The 14,083-nt window shown below is 45.7% G+C and carries 14 protein-coding genes; 7 read left to right on the forward strand and 7 right to left on the reverse strand.

Going from position 1 to position 14,083, the window contains the following annotated elements:
• The 5 genes from PSE7367_RS05795 to gcvH all read left to right on the forward strand — a co-directional run bounded on the left by PSE7367_RS05795 (window position 1) and on the right by gcvH (window position 4,681).
• On the forward strand, window positions 1-429 hold the full coding sequence (locus tag PSE7367_RS05795) for an MgtC/SapB family protein (protein WP_015164442.1): 429 nt from the start codon (window positions 1-3) through the stop codon (window positions 427-429).
• 78 nt (window positions 430-507) lie between these two features.
• Entirely contained in the window at window positions 508-1,722 is a 1,215-nt protein-coding gene (gene cbiD, locus PSE7367_RS05800) for a cobalt-precorrin-5B (C(1))-methyltransferase CbiD (protein ID WP_015164443.1), read from the forward strand.
• A 206-nt stretch (window positions 1,723-1,928) separates the two neighbouring features.
• On the forward strand, window positions 1,929-2,735 hold the full coding sequence (locus PSE7367_RS05805; protein WP_015164444.1) for a calcium-binding protein: 807 nt from the start codon (window positions 1,929-1,931) through the stop codon (window positions 2,733-2,735).
• Window positions 2,736-3,281: 546 nt separating this feature from the next.
• Window positions 3,282-4,169, forward strand: coding sequence for a TerC family protein (locus PSE7367_RS05810; RefSeq protein ID WP_015164445.1), 888 nt, complete (start codon window positions 3,282-3,284; stop codon window positions 4,167-4,169).
• A gap of 125 nt (window positions 4,170-4,294) precedes the next feature.
• Window positions 4,295-4,681: a glycine cleavage system protein GcvH gene (gene gcvH, locus PSE7367_RS05815; RefSeq protein WP_015164446.1), complete on the forward strand. Its 387-nt coding sequence runs from the start codon at window positions 4,295-4,297 to the stop codon at window positions 4,679-4,681.
• Window positions 4,682-4,716: 35 nt separating this feature from the next.
• On the opposite strand, the gene PSE7367_RS05820 is transcribed toward gcvH, so the two are convergent.
• The 3 genes from PSE7367_RS05820 to PSE7367_RS05830 form a co-directional block, all read right to left on the reverse strand.
• Complete coding sequence (locus PSE7367_RS05820; RefSeq protein ID WP_015164447.1) at window positions 4,717-5,712, reverse strand: adenylate/guanylate cyclase domain-containing protein; 996 nt, start codon at window positions 5,710-5,712, stop codon at window positions 4,717-4,719.
• A gap of 62 nt (window positions 5,713-5,774) precedes the next feature.
• Complete coding sequence (locus PSE7367_RS05825) at window positions 5,775-6,758, reverse strand: adenylate/guanylate cyclase domain-containing protein (protein WP_041699138.1); 984 nt, start codon at window positions 6,756-6,758, stop codon at window positions 5,775-5,777.
• A gap of 761 nt (window positions 6,759-7,519) precedes the next feature.
• The gene (locus PSE7367_RS05830) at window positions 7,520-8,221 is read right to left on the reverse strand and encodes a DUF3120 domain-containing protein (protein WP_198013443.1); all 702 of its coding nucleotides are present in this window, start codon (window positions 8,219-8,221) and stop codon (window positions 7,520-7,522) included.
• Window positions 8,222-8,608: 387 nt separating this feature from the next.
• On the opposite strand from PSE7367_RS05830, the gene PSE7367_RS05835 reads away from it, so the two are divergent.
• Window positions 8,609-9,886 (forward strand): lipid-A-disaccharide synthase-related protein, encoded by a 1,278-nt coding sequence (locus tag PSE7367_RS05835; RefSeq protein ID WP_015164450.1) that lies wholly within the window; start codon window positions 8,609-8,611, stop codon window positions 9,884-9,886.
• Here the strand turns inward: PSE7367_RS05835 and PSE7367_RS05840 are convergent.
• From PSE7367_RS05840 to rpiA, 4 genes are all read right to left on the reverse strand, one after another.
• Complete coding sequence (locus PSE7367_RS05840) at window positions 9,872-10,465, reverse strand: hypothetical protein (protein WP_015164451.1); 594 nt, start codon at window positions 10,463-10,465, stop codon at window positions 9,872-9,874. The two genes, PSE7367_RS05835 and PSE7367_RS05840, sit on opposite strands and share 15 nt — an antisense overlap.
• A complete protein-coding gene (locus PSE7367_RS05845; RefSeq protein ID WP_015164452.1) occupies window positions 10,462-11,736 on the reverse strand; it encodes an AAA family ATPase in 1,275 nt (424 codons plus the stop codon). Before PSE7367_RS05845 ends, PSE7367_RS05840 begins: the two co-directional genes overlap by 4 nt.
• 52 nt (window positions 11,737-11,788) lie before the next feature.
• Window positions 11,789-12,226 carry a DUF29 domain-containing protein gene (locus tag PSE7367_RS05850; RefSeq protein WP_015164453.1) on the reverse strand — a complete coding sequence of 146 codons (438 nt, stop codon included), beginning with the start codon at window positions 12,224-12,226 and terminating at the stop codon, window positions 11,789-11,791.
• A 99-nt stretch (window positions 12,227-12,325) separates the two neighbouring features.
• The gene (gene rpiA / locus PSE7367_RS05855) at window positions 12,326-13,048 is read right to left on the reverse strand and encodes a ribose-5-phosphate isomerase RpiA (protein ID WP_015164454.1); all 723 of its coding nucleotides are present in this window, start codon (window positions 13,046-13,048) and stop codon (window positions 12,326-12,328) included.
• Window positions 13,049-13,756: 708 nt separating this feature from the next.
• Here rpiA and PSE7367_RS05860 point away from each other — a divergent pair.
• On the forward strand, window positions 13,757-14,071 hold the full coding sequence (locus PSE7367_RS05860) for a YbjQ family protein (RefSeq protein WP_015164455.1): 315 nt from the start codon (window positions 13,757-13,759) through the stop codon (window positions 14,069-14,071).
• Window positions 14,072-14,083: the final 12 nt, after the last annotated feature.

Consider the following 14,083-nt stretch of genomic DNA (forward strand, 5'->3'; position numbering starts at 1 on the left):
ATGGAAAGTTTAGCGATTTTAGGCTGGTTAGGCTTGACCCAACGCCTGGGCTGTTCGCTGCTGGTGGGTGGTATTGTTGGCTGGGAGCGCGAATCAGCCAGACACGCCGCAGGCCTAAGGACTCATTTGTTAGTGAGCCTGGGCGCAGCATTGTTTGTGGTTATTCCGATCGAAAGTGGGATCTTGATCGCTCATCCCGAAGCCCTGAGCCGGATTATTCAGGGGGTGGCGACTGGCGTTGGTTTCATTGGCGCAGGCACGATCGTAGGTAAGTCCAAGGTACACGGCATTACCACGGCAGCCGATATCTGGGTGACGGCGGCGCTTGGTTTGGCGGCAGGCTGTGGCTTGGTTGCGCTTAGCCTCATCGGGGCAATGCTGATGTGGTTCATTTTGCGGGTGTTGCGCAGGCTAGAAGCTAATATTTAAGGCTGCGATCGGGCGTAAGTTTGGGCTTCAAGTTGTGTAGCATGGCAGTGGAGATCTGCTCGCCAGGGATTAAGCTACTTGAGTGAATTAAATCAATCCGATCGCTCTAATCGATCTAGTGCGTTGGGAAGTACGCCGAATCATATTTCTAGTCCCAAAAGTGGCTATACGTTGCCTGTTTTTGCGATCGCTGCTGCCAAGGCCGCTTTAATTAAATTACTGAGCGATCATACACATCTGGAATCATCAGATACACGAGATATACGAGGTACTAAAGAGCTAAGCACATTAGAAATTAAAGATCGTAAAACAGTAACGATCGAGCTATTGGACGAGTCTAATTCATTGGCCACGATCGCCATTAATCAGCAGGCCAGGCTTGATCAATATACGGCGCTGGCAATCACAATTAGCGATCCTGGCGATAATTTAGACCTGACTGCCAATACACCGATCTGGGCATGGGTGCAGCTATTACCCTGGCAAGGCGAAAGTTTAATGCTGGCAGCAGGCGAGGGCTTGGGTCAAACCAAATCAGGGCGACCCGCTATTTATAAATATGCTAAAGAGCTAGCTCAGGCCAATCTATTGCCATTGATTCCACCGCAACAAACCGCCCAGGTCAAGTTTATTTTGCCAGAAGGGCGATCGCTGGCTCAACGCACCTCCAATCAAGCCTTTGGTATTCTAGATGGATTGGCTTTGTTGGGTACTAGTGGCATCTCCCAACCACTTTCCGCCGCAGACAAGTTGGCGGATTTTCGCGCTGACCTTAGAGCTAAAGCGCAAGACCACGATCGGCTTGTTTTTTGTATTGGCGCAAATGGCAATCAGGTGGCAACCAAGCTCGGTTACGCTGAATCAGAAACAGTGCAAATGGCCAACTGGGTAGGCGTGATGCTGGTGGAGGCTGCCTTGCATCATATTCAAACTATGATTTTGGTGGGATATCATGGCAAATTATTAAAACTAGCAGGCGGTATTTTTAATACTTCCTCGCATCTAGCCGATGGCCGCATCGAAGTGCTGACCACTGCGGCGGTTAATCAAGGCTTACCCCAGGCATTATGTCAAAAAATTGCCCGATCGCTCACCGCTGAAGCTGTGCAGAAATTACTAGCACAACCAGAATTCAAACCATATCAACGACCTTTTTTTAGTCATATTGGCCAACAAATTCAAACCAGAGCTAAAGCTTATGTGCATAAATATAGCGATCGCCAGGTAGATATTGAAGTAATCCTGGTCGATCGACAGGGGCAGATATTGTTTGACTCTGGTTCGCCAAGCTGATCCAAGTCCATTGGAGTGATATATTGAGAGGCTGGGGCGGGATCGATGAGTTTTTCACAATTTTGATGCATGATTGAGTCAGTTTGCCATTGCATCACTATAATCCTTCAATCCTTCCCCTTGGATCTTGGATCGCAGTGACAAAATAATCACATGTAATCAATGTAATCAAAGAATCAAAGCCAGAGTTTTAGACACCTTGAAGTATGGCAATTATTAATAATCCTGAGCTGCAAATTCTATTCCAGAATTTAATCGATGTTGCCTTCAATGGCGCGATCGCCGGCCAGTTTTTTGATCTAACCGTTGGTACTGATGTGGTTGAGCTGGATGCTGGCACCACAGCACAAAACCCCGGTGGAGTGAGGGCACTTGACTCGGCGGATTTTGTGACTGGCTCAAACAGCACTGATATTATCAATGGCAATACTGGCAGTGATTTCCTGGTAGGTAATGATGGCAATGATTATCTGCGCGGTGGCCAGGATAATGATTTTATCTCCGGCATTACAGGGCGGAATATTATCAATGGCAATCGCGGCAATGATTCATTTCTCAATGGTGGGGTTGGCGAAGATCTGATTCGGGGTGGCCAGGATAACGATACCTTGCTGGGCAATGAAGGCAATGATTATTTGATTGGTGATTTTGGCAGTGATAACCTGACGGGCGGGTTTGGTGCGGATACCTTTGTGCTGCGAGTAGAGGCAAGTAATGGCAGTGATTCAGCCCTAGCAGATGCCATTTTTGACTTCAATTTGGCCGAAGGCGATCGCATTGTGATTGCAGGTAATATTTTCGCAGAAGATGTGAGCCTGAGCATTGAACCAGTGGCAAGCCTATCTACACCAGAAGCCTCTGTACCGGGAGAAAATGTACCGATCGCAGGGGTGCTGCGGCAGATCTCAACTGGGGTGGCCTTGGGAGTAATTGTGGGGGTAACAGATGTGAATCAGGTTTTGGGTGGTTTGGAATTAACCGGAGCAGATGATCCTATTTTGGCGATCGGTTAAAAACATCATTTTTTCTGACTGTGTTTCAACCAAATGTGGTGTGAGGGTGTGAGTTGCAAGAGCCTGCCCTCGCCGAAGCCGGATCACTAATCCAGCCATCTGACCCTCTGACCCTCTGCCACTATGAACAGGTGAACAGCCGTATCTTGAGGGTAACCATCTTGCCAGAATTGAAGTAACTGGTAACTAATATTCTTTAATAATCAATTGCCAGGATTTGACCTAAATGGTTAATTCAAGCCTAAAAAATGGGCATAAATAGTGTCTTGGTTCAAGGCTCACTCAGCCAGAATAACCACCGCCCCGGCTTATCTCTAACTTCAGCAATGTGTAAGCATCGGCAAAGATTGTTAGACTAATAGCGATCGCAAAATTTTTAACCTAATGCATGGCTTGAGTAATATTAATTAAGTTGAGTGACTAACATTCAACTGCTTGGGTATTACCACTGCTCAAAATATTGCCCCGCCAATATGACATTAACCAGGCAACTGAAAATTATTAATTTTTAGCCATTTTATACATTTTCAATATAATAAAGTATTAATGCTGGATCAAATCCTAGATTTAGATAACAGTTTTTTTAGAATCGAAATTTTACCCGTTGTGATCGTTCTGGTGCTACTGGAAGCGATCCTGTCAGCCGACAATGCGATCGCCCTGGCCGCTTTGGTGCGCAGTTTGCCCGATCCCAGACAAGAGGAATGGGCTTTGCGCTATGGCATCATCGGTGCATTTGTACTACGCATAGTCTTAATCCTAACCGCCACCTGGGTGATCAAGTATTGGCAATTTGAATTAGCTGGTGCCGTTTATCTATTGTGGCTTGGTGGTAAATACTTCTTCTTAGCCAATGAAGACCATGAAGAAGGTGAACCGGTGGTGATGGCTAGCAAAATGTGGCAGGTGATTACGTTGGTTGCCTTAACTGACCTAGCTTTCTCGCTCGATAGCGTGACGGCGGCGGTGGCAGTGGCTCAAGAAACCTGGCTGGTATTGCTTGGCGGCGTGATTGGGATTATTGCGCTGCGGTTTTTGGCCGAATTATTTATTAACTGGTTGGCGGAGTTTGCGCGCCTGGAGGCGGCTGGCTATTTAATTGTTTTGTTGGTGGGCTTGAGGCTATTGCTGAAGGTGATCGCGGATGACCTTGTACCACCAGAGTGGCTAATGCTCTCCGTAATTGGCGGCATATTCATTTGGGGATTCTCACAACGGCAATCGCCCCATTTGATTGAAGTGGCCGAGGCAGAAAGCTCAGCAAGTTTAGAAATAGAAAATTTAGAAAGTTTAGAAAGTTCAGGAACTAAGCCCCAGGCTCAAGACCAGCCAGAAGCAACAAAAGAAAATCACGTCGATGTGGTAGCTAGCAGCGAAGAATCGATCGCTGAATCTGATTTGGCACAGACTGATAATGTCGAAGTTAATAGCTAGGTTTTAGGTTTAAGCATAGCAATTGCCCGATCGCCCCAATATTGAAACCATAAAAAAGTAGCCGGATCGCCAAATCTTAGCGATAATCTCCTCAGTAGTTTTTCAACCCTTAAGGCAAACCAGGCATGTTTGAATATCCCACAGACTTGAAGTATGCAGATTCCCATGAGTATGTACGTGTTGAAGATGGCGTAGCAACGGTGGGGATCACAGCATTTGCGATCGATCAATTGGGTGATATTGTTTTCCTCGACTTGCCGGAGGTTGGTACCTCCTTTGGTAAGGGGGACACCTTCGGTACGGTGGAATCGGTGAAGGCGGTTGAAGATGTCTATGCGCCAGTGACCGGCGAAGTGGTGGCAGTGAATGAAGCATTGGTGGATGAACCAGAGCAAATGGGCACCGATCCCTATGGTTCTGCCTGGCTAATTAAGATCAAGCTCGATGCAATTGCTGAGCTAGAACAAATGATGTCTGCCCCGGAATATAGCGCTAAGGTGAGTGGCAGCTAATTTAAAGTTAGTTGCTAGATTCATCTTCATTCAGCTTACAATTGGCCGTTTAATCCTTCTAGCTTGGCAACAAACTGATCGAGTTGACTGGCTGTTCCCGCATAGGTGGCAGAAGCCTTGTCATAGCCCCTGAGCATAATCTCGTGCTGCTCAAAATCTAGCAAATCTGGATGGGGGCATTCCTTGTAAGTGCTTTCGCCAATTACCACGTCTACGCCCAGGTCTTTGGTGGCGGTTTCCAATCGAAATGCCGCATTGACCGTATCACCCAGGGCTGTGTATTCAGGGCGATCGCCAGCTCCCATTTGCCCTACGATCGCCTTACCCGTATTCACCCCAGCCCCAACCCGCAATCGAAATGGCAGTTCAAATTTTTGATTGAGTTGATCGCTCATCCGCAGTAATTCATTCAAGGCCTTGAAAACCTGATACATTTCCTGAGCCACGACCCGCTTGCTCTTGGGTGAGATGCGATGAATCCACACCGCCATCACCGCATCCCCAATATATTTGTCTACGCCACTACCATGTTGCTGGATAATTTCGCCAGCCTGACCAAACCAGCTACCAATTACCTGGGATAAAATTTGCTCATCTAGCTCTCTGGCTAAGCCAGTGTAGTTGCGAATATCAACTACCAGCACCGTGATCATGCGGCGCTGTTGCAACATCATTGTCGATCGCTGGGTGCTTTTAGTTTTGCCATCAGTTGCATCGGTGATGTCATAGTCTGGGTAAACCAGTTCCATGTCAGTAGTGCCAACAGTAATCCGATCGCCACGGGACAGCGTCACTGGAATGCTCACCCGCCGACCATTGACATAGGTGCCATTCAAGCTACCCAAATCAATTAAATAAAATTTGCCATGCTCGGTAATCTGAAACATGGCATGTTTACGGGAAGCCCATTTATCCTTAATCACCACAAAATTTTTCTTCCCTCTGCCCATAGTGAAGGAAGAAATATTTGCTAGCGGTACAGTGCGATCGCCTTCTTCAGTTGTAATGTGCAGATGGGGAAAAGGGTCCATATATGAGGGTATGAGGGCACGAAAAATAGACCAAACTTCTGCTCAAATCATATCATCGTATATCAACCAGCTATTTTGCTGATAAATTGCCCTAATTGCTCAAATTTGCCTGCATAGGTAAGCATTGGCAGGTCATAGCCCTTGAGTCGGACTAATTTTTGTGCAAATGGCAGCAGCACTGCCGCATAGGGAGCATGGTTGTAGGTTGCCTGACCGATCGCTAAATCTAGTTCCAGTTCCCTGGTAGCCGACTCTAGCCTAAACGAAGCATTCACCGTATCACCCAATGCCGTATATTCAGGGCGATCGTTCGATCCCATTTGGCCAATCATGGCATAGCCAGTATTCATACCAGCGCTTACCTTCAATTCAAATGGTAGTGAAAATTGCTGATTTAGCGCCCTGCTCATTTCTGCAAGGTCATAGACAGCCTTAAAGGCCTTCAACATTTCCTGGGTCTCAATGTGCTCAGACTTAGAGTTAGTGCTGCCATGAATCCACACTGCCATCACCGCATCGCCAATATACTTATCCACCCAGCTATCATGACGCTTGATGATATCGCCAGCCTGCTTAAACCAAGTGCCGATCACTTCCGACAGCAGTTGTTCATCCATTTGCTGGGTCAGTTGGGTGAAATTACAGATATCTACCACTGCAACCGTAATCAAGCGGCGACGATGCAGCGCCATTGTATCGGTCATGGCATCGGAATCTTCAGCCGGTTCGGGCTTGGTATTAGCTTCAGGGCAGAAAAACTCGATATTAGTTTCGCCCAGGGTAATTAGATCGCCGTCGCTGAGACTACAGGGAATGCTAACCCGGCGGCCATTTACAAATGATCCATTACTGCTACCCAGATCGATTAAATAAAAATTATTGGCTCCCACCATCTGAAACATCGCATGTTCACGGGAAGCGCAACGATCGACTAGGGGTACATCATTACCCTTGCCCCTACCAACAGTCCAGGATGTATCGTTTGTTAGTTCGACCTGACGATCGCCCCGCTGAGAATGCACGATGATAAAAGGCTTTGGTTTCACTGAATTGCTCGATTCAGCCGGCTTACTACAAGTTTCCACGAATCTACTTTCCCCCTGCGCTAGCTATTGATAGCCGTTCTACAGATAGTTAACCCTGGTAATATCTATGCAAATGCCCAGATTAGAAATCAGATTAGAAATCAGGCTATTAAAACTAAGCCTTCACCAAGCACATACCAGATCAACCAACATTTGCGCAAGAACCAAGATCATTAACAAATAAAGTTAATGTCTAGTGATCCTGAGCAGCAAATTTATCTGCCTCAAACAGCACCAACCATCTATTACAGAACTCAATTATTTAACTACTAGTTACCAGTCAAGTAGCTTCGATCAACTATTTAGCATTGGCTTACCGATTGCACAAGCATAAGCTAAGTAGTCAAGTGTCCCCAGAGCAAAAAACTAAAGTCAGATGCTCTCTCTACACTTATAGTCTGCCCAAACTTCCCCTGTCTAAGTTCATGTTAACTTTGATTTACTTTTGTAAGCAATAAACCAACATAAATATACCTTTTTATGTAGGTAACTCTTCGCTTCTAAGCTCAAACATGGCTAAGTGGATTCAATCAGAATTGTTATATTTACTGCTATTCATAGATTGCAGTGTTGACCAATCTACATGATCTACTACAGCCAGAAGGAGATTAACCCTTTATCGACCTCAATCACGCGATCAAATTGAGACCGAGCAGCAATAACCTAAATTGATTGATTGATGGATTGATTGTCGTGCATATGTTCTATTACAAAGTGATCTATTAGTTCAATAAGACCGCACTGATCCCAAACAAGCTATCCACAACTAAGGTGCAGAGCAAAGCCCCACTGAATGCCCAATGATGGATTTGTTTAGAAGCCATTGCCCTGATCCCGATCGCCATGATCCACAGCGCCAAAAGCATCATCCAGATCATGCCCCAGGGGGTTTGGATTTGAGCGATCGCACTTTGCAGCAAAGGACGCACCATCTCCACATTACTTTCTAGCTGCATTAATTCACGCCACTGCGGCACCACATCAGTCAGATAAAAGTAAATATCAGTAATCCCAGTGCCCACCAGTGAGCCAAGGTAGAACCAAGCACCGACCAGGTAGGAGTTTTGACGCTTAAAGATTGCCCAGATCGCCCAGGGTAATGCGATCGCCTCGATCGGTAGATGCCACAGTGGTTCCCACCGCAACCAACTCCAATAGATCGATCCACAAAACCAGGTAAGACTAAAGCCCCACATGATGCTACCCCAATGGTGGCGTGATTCATCCTCTAGCCATTGTCTACTCAGCGACAACCAGCCCACGGTTAGAATCAAACTAATCCAGGGAGCCTGCCTGACCAGGGGCGCTTGGAAAAACACCGGCACTGATACTAAAAAGGCCGCCCCCAACCAGATCGCCATATATTGCGACCAGTCTGCACTAGCAAGCTTATTTTTATAGGTGTTACTGAGGTATGTAAACAATTGCTTTAGTTAAAAATTTTTAATAAAGGAGGACGATAGAAATTAGCTAGTAAATTAACTTTTATATAGTTTGTTATTAATACTTAACATTGTATTTGATTATATTTACGATCGCTAGTCATCTGCAATGATCTCGTCCGAGTTGAGGGATGATTTTAATCTTGATTAGTTCAGATCAATAAACATTGCCTATGGCCTGCTGGGAGTAGGTTCCAGCCGATCGTCATTAGCCTTTGAATTGGTTTAAATATGTTTATATATATTTAGCTAAGCTAAGCTTCTATAGATTTACTTAAGGATTGCTGCGCTCCAGGTACTTAATATTGAGCAAAACTTTTACCCACCCCCAAAATATCAATAACTGCGATCGCACCAATTAAATTCTTCATGGCACTACCAACCAAGCGCGTTTTATTCATCAGTAATGGTCATGGCGAGGATCTCAACGCCTCAGAGTGCCTAAAAGTCTTCCGCCAAAAATACCCCAGCGCAGAAGTGGCTGCCCTGCCGATCGTGGGTGAGGGCAATGCTTACCGGCGTTTGGGCGTTGAAATTGTTGGCCCTACCAAAGCACTGCCATCGGGCGGATTTGTGTATATGGATCGGTTCAAACTACTGGCAGATTTACGATCGGGGTTAATTAGCCTGTTGCTACGCCAAATTAAAGCTGCGATTGATTATGGCAAAACCTGTGATCTGGTGTTTGCGGCTGGAGACATTGTGTCGTTGGCCTTGGCGCGATTGACTGGTTGCGATTACACCGCTTTTATTGTGTCGGCTTCGGCTCATTATGAAAACCGGATGCAGCCAGATCTGACTACTAGTTGGCTGTTGCGATCGCCCAAGTGCAAAACGATTTTCACCCGCGATGCGTTCACGGCCAAACTAATGAGCCAACAGGGGATCGACAAGGCAGTATTTGCTGGCTATCCAATCATGGATGTGTTAGCGCCAACTGGTAAGGATTTGGAACTGGAGCCCAATGTGCCTACGATCGCCTTTTTGCCAGGCAGTCGGTTACCAGAAGCTTGCAATAATTTTGGCATCTTGTTGGATCTGGCGGTGGCGATCGCCCAAGAATTTGCCCCCCAACCAGTACAGTTTCGGGCTGCCCTGGTTCCCAGCATGATGCGAGCTAATTATCAAAAGGAGCTTGATTCAAAAAATGTTGATGGGGCGCATGGTCGCACGCCCCTTGAGGAGGTTGCCATTTCGCATAGTTGGCGATACGAAGGCAGGGCAAGACTATACCACGATCGCCTTAATTCGCCACTTATTTGTTATGACGATGCATTTCCTGATGTGTTGCGGCAGGCTGATCTAGTAATCGGCATGGCCGGTACAGCGATCGAGCAGGCGGTGGGTTTGGGCAAGCCGGTAATTCAAATTCCTAGCAAAGGGCCTCAGTTTACCTATCATTTTGCGGATGCCCAAATGCGCTTGCTGGGTGCTTCGGTGCAAACGATCGGCAAGAAACCAGCCAATGCGGAAACAATCACGATCGCGGCCAAGCGGGTTAAAGAGATCCTGGCCGATCAGGAATATTTGCAGTCATGTCAACAAAATGGCCTTGAGCGAGTTGGCTTGCCCGGTGGATCAGAGGGAATCAGCGATCGGTTTGCCCAAATCCTGTGGGGCGATCAATTGCAATCAAAAGTTAACTAGCTGCGCTTTTAAGCGATCTTCCAGGTTACCAATGTCTTCGGGGCAGAATTGCCTGATCCGGCTATAGTTGCGAGCGGCTTCGATTCCCAAGATTTTTCGGCCTTGGCCAGGTGAGCTGCCATCCAATAATCCTTTTGCCCTGGCATATGGCTCGAAATACATTTCCTTTGGATCTGGTTCTCGACGAATTTCTTGCCAACTCCAGTTTTTTGGCAAATCATCAAACCCAGCCAATACCCACACCTCGATTTCTTGCCATGCGTTTTCGGCTAAGAATAAACAGTTATATGCTGATAACAATTCTGCTGCTTGCGCTTCGATATTTTCTAACTTAGCTTTCCTGGTTTCTTGACCATCCCGATCGATACAGAGCAAAATTACATCATTCATACCTTTGTAACGACTGATGATTTTCTCGATCCGCTCCCACTTAAGCGCCTGACTTACTCCCTGAAGCCTGGGATCGCTGCATACTCTGACTTTTGCTGACTTACCAATGCTCTTAAACATTGCCTCGATAATTGGCTTGAGCATGAACTCATCATTACGAAAATCTTCGGGAATGATTAACACTCTCACACGCTGGCTTCCTCTGCTGCTGGTTCATCGTCTGTGAAATAAACTGCATCTTCCAACCAACCAGACTCGTGCAGGGTTGCGATGTCTTGTTCTTCGATTAAACGCCTTGCATCTGGGATATCTAAAATCCTCTTGATTTGGGCATCAGGGCGATCGGGCAAGCGATAGGTCAGCGAGGCATGTTCGAGTGATTCAGGGCTGAGTAAGTTTAATAACTGTGGCGAGTGGGTGGTTGCTACAACTTGTATATCATTTTCTGCGGTGACATATTCGATTAACTGGATTAGTAAATGCAAGCGGGTAGGGTGAATACCTGTATCAATCTCATCCCAAAAATACAGCCTTTCAGTATAGCCTACAGAAAAAAGAGAAGTAATTATTGCCAAGAATCTTAGTGTGCCATCTGATGCGCTATACGCCAAAGTCTCCTTGCCCTCTTTCTCTATCAATGTCAATAAGATCTTTCCATTTAGATCAATACTAAATTTAAAGTCTCTTACATCCATTGGAGTCAGCTCCTGAATCCAGGAGACCAGGTTTTCCTTGCCTTGTTGTGTTTTACAAAGTTCTTGGATAACTGATGATAAATTCTCTCCGTGATCTCCTAATAATTGTTGCCCTGGTGATGATGGCTGCCTCATTAAATCGGGCTCTAAATCCATAAACTGCATAAATTGCCAACCAATGGTAACTCCATTAGCATATTGCAAGGCCTGTTTGGGCACTAACGAATTTAACCCCCGATTAATAATTTGAGAAATAACTGGTATATCACTTCTGTAACCTAGCCCCTTATTTTCCTCTCCCTGAAAGCTAACCTCTAATTGCTCAGCTTTATCAAGTTGGCGATTTTTTGCTTGGAAAATAGGTTTTTCAATTCCATCTACAGTTAGATACTCATAAAAAATTCTTGGGGCCTCACCTGGTTCACTTGGATTAACTTCAATGTAATATTCATACTCGCGCTGACTTGCTAATAATTTACCTGCAACCTTAATAGAAAAGTTATCTGCTGTCCGGTTTTTACCTTTGAATAGAAGACCCTGTATCCCCCCCCTAATCCCGCGCCATTGTAATGCACCTGCTTGATACTTTCCGCCAGTAATTTCCGCAATGTAGTACCCTCTGGAAATTCCGTGGATAAAACGTAGTGCGTCAATCACATTACTCTTCCCCGACGCATTAGTCCCCACCAGCAAGCTGAAATTACCCAGATCCAGATCCGCGTCCTTAAAACCCTTAAAATTCTTGAGATGTAATTTTTTCAGCATAGAAAATCATGACATAGGGCGGTTGAATCAACAAAGTATTTCAAATATTTACTTAGAGCAAACTATACTCATCTTCAAAAATCTGTTGCCCAGAGAGTTTGGTTAGCTGGCACTTAAAACCCATTTCCGCCTCTGCTTCCTTTAGTGCTGCATCAAAAGACTTGTCCCAGATCGATTCAATAAAGCTTTGGTTAAGGCTAGGCACTTCAGCTTGAATATCGACAATTTCGCGGCGGGCAGAGAGAATCGAAACCACCCAACTAGAACTCCGCTTGCCTGGTTGACATTGCCACTTAATTACATGCACCATTAGCCTGATTAGCTGACTTCTAAGGGCACGTTTTTCCGATCGACCCATTGCCTCAATTAGTGCGTCGATGCCTGACTGAGCTTCTGCATAATTACCCTGCTGCAAAAGTTGCTGAACCAAAATCGCAGTTTGATATAGGGAATTAGCCGCTTGCGATCGCCAATCTGACTTAGTTTGCATTTGGCAAATTGAAATTAAATTTAAAGCCCTACAGTTTCTATGCTACTGCAAGGCTAAATGGTTCAAGCCCTAATTGACGAAAATTAAACACCAGTCAGCTTAAAACTCGCGGATCGATGGCGTATCGCCCTTCAGTTCACCCACCAACACCAGATTAGTCACGCCAATAAACAAGCCATTCTCGATCACCCCAGGGATATTATTGATCGTCTTTTCCAACTCCGGCGCATTATCGATCCCGCCCTCAAACTTGACATCGATCACCATATTGCCCTGATCGGTAATCACGGGGCCATCCTTCCGCACCCCCATCCGCAATGTCGGCTGACCGCCCAACTTTTCGATCGCCCTGGTCACTGGTGCGATCGCCATCGGCAAAACTTCCACTGGCATATCAAAGGTAGTACCCAGCTTGTCCACCAGCTTGGACTGATCCACCACCACAATAAATTGCGCCGCCAACGAATCAACCACCTTCTCGCGGGTATGGGCAGCACCACCACCCTTAATTAAATTTTTATTAGGGTCAACCTCGTCTGCCCCATCGATCGCAATATCAATTCGATCGACATCGTCTAGCGATCGGATCGGGATACCTGCTTGCTTACCTAAAACCGTAGCCTGAAATGAAGTAGGAATACCCACAATATTAGTGATTTCGCCCGCGCTGAGCCTGCGACCCAATTCAGCGATCGCAAACGCCGTGGTTGAGCCAGTCCCCAAACCTACCACCATATTTGATTGAACCCGCTTAGCAGCAGCGATCCCGACTTCTTTTTTAAGCTGTTTAACGGCATCAGAGGATGAGGTTGACTTAGGCATAATGATTTGGAAACTTAGTTTTAAATTGAGCTTTTACAGGAATAATCGTAGCGCAAGGCGATCGCCTCAACACAGAAATTTACTTAATTTACCAACAACAAAAACCCGCTCAGCTCGTGGTTAATTGGACTGGTAAAAAAGCAAAAATGCAGTCAGGCTTAATCATCTGGCCATGTTTTGGATAGATTGAAATTGATTAATTGGCTCAGAGGTGTTTAGCGATCACTTAGCTATATTACTCAGCGCTCACTTAGCGATCGACACAAAATCCTTTATTCTGACTGTTTTTTCTCAGTTCAGTTGAGCAATTCCAAAGAATACTTAAGATTACACAATATCTGCCGATGAAAATGCCAGAAGGAACTATGATTCAGCATGTTCAAACATATCAAGTTAAGTCATAATAAACAGCCGATCTAGGCTGATCATGCCAACATCTCAGCTCAAGCTCCCAACTTGGCTAAAACTAAGCGATCGTTTTGGGAATACTTATACTTGATTGGCACTTGGGTGGATGTATAGGCCGATCGCCAACGTTAAACCGCTCAAAATATTCAAAATTCAAAGCATTAGATAATTCCTGCTTAGTTAATTAAGCGAATTAAGAATTAAGTTGATAAGTGGATATATCTGACATATATTCGGGCATATATTCGGGCATATATTCGGGACTGTGACAGATTTAGTTATGTTTCTAAGGAGTAGCAAGTGATTCTAACCACATTAGAAGGTGTACCTGGCAAGCGCATTGTTGAGCATTACGGGATTGTGCAGGGTAGTACGGTTCGGGCAAAGAATGTCGGTAAAGATATTCTGGCGGGGTTCAAGAACTTAGTCGGGGGCGAGCTAAATGGCTACACCGAGCTTTTGAACGAGGCACGCAAGGAAGCACTCGATCGCATGGTCAGACAGGGTGCATCGGTTGGTGCTAATGCAATTATTAATGTCCGGTTTGCCACTTCTGCGATCGCCGCCGGGGCAGCGGAACTCTTTGCCTATGGCACCGCAGTCCGGGTCGAGTAGGGAGATTAATCA

The sequence above is a fragment of the Pseudanabaena sp. PCC 7367 genome, from assembly GCF_000317065.1.
Lineage (GTDB): Bacteria > Cyanobacteriota > Cyanobacteriia > Pseudanabaenales > Pseudanabaenaceae > Thalassoporum > Thalassoporum mexicanum.

What these genes read in the sequence shown, in the direction of transcription:
- PSE7367_RS05795 (WP_015164442.1), top strand. Translation starts at nt 1, where the DNA reads ATGGAAAGTTTAGCGATTTTAGGCTGGTTAGGCTTGACCCAACGCCTG.
- PSE7367_RS05805 (WP_015164444.1), top strand. Translation starts at nt 1,929, where the DNA reads ATGGCAATTATTAATAATCCTGAGCTGCAAATTCTATTCCAGAATTTA.
- PSE7367_RS05810 (WP_015164445.1), top strand. Translation starts at nt 3,282, where the DNA reads ATGCTGGATCAAATCCTAGATTTAGATAACAGTTTTTTTAGAATCGAA.
- gcvH (WP_015164446.1), top strand. Translation starts at nt 4,295, where the DNA reads ATGTTTGAATATCCCACAGACTTGAAGTATGCAGATTCCCATGAGTAT.
- PSE7367_RS05820 (WP_015164447.1), bottom strand. Translation starts at nt 5,712, where the DNA reads ATGGACCCTTTTCCCCATCTGCACATTACAACTGAAGAAGGCGATCGC.
- PSE7367_RS05835 (WP_015164450.1), top strand. Translation starts at nt 8,609, where the DNA reads ATGGCACTACCAACCAAGCGCGTTTTATTCATCAGTAATGGTCATGGC.
- PSE7367_RS05845 (WP_015164452.1), bottom strand. Translation starts at nt 11,736, where the DNA reads ATGCTGAAAAAATTACATCTCAAGAATTTTAAGGGTTTTAAGGACGCG.
- PSE7367_RS05850 (WP_015164453.1), bottom strand. Translation starts at nt 12,226, where the DNA reads ATGCAAACTAAGTCAGATTGGCGATCGCAAGCGGCTAATTCCCTATAT.
- rpiA (WP_015164454.1), bottom strand. Translation starts at nt 13,048, where the DNA reads ATGCCTAAGTCAACCTCATCCTCTGATGCCGTTAAACAGCTTAAAAAA.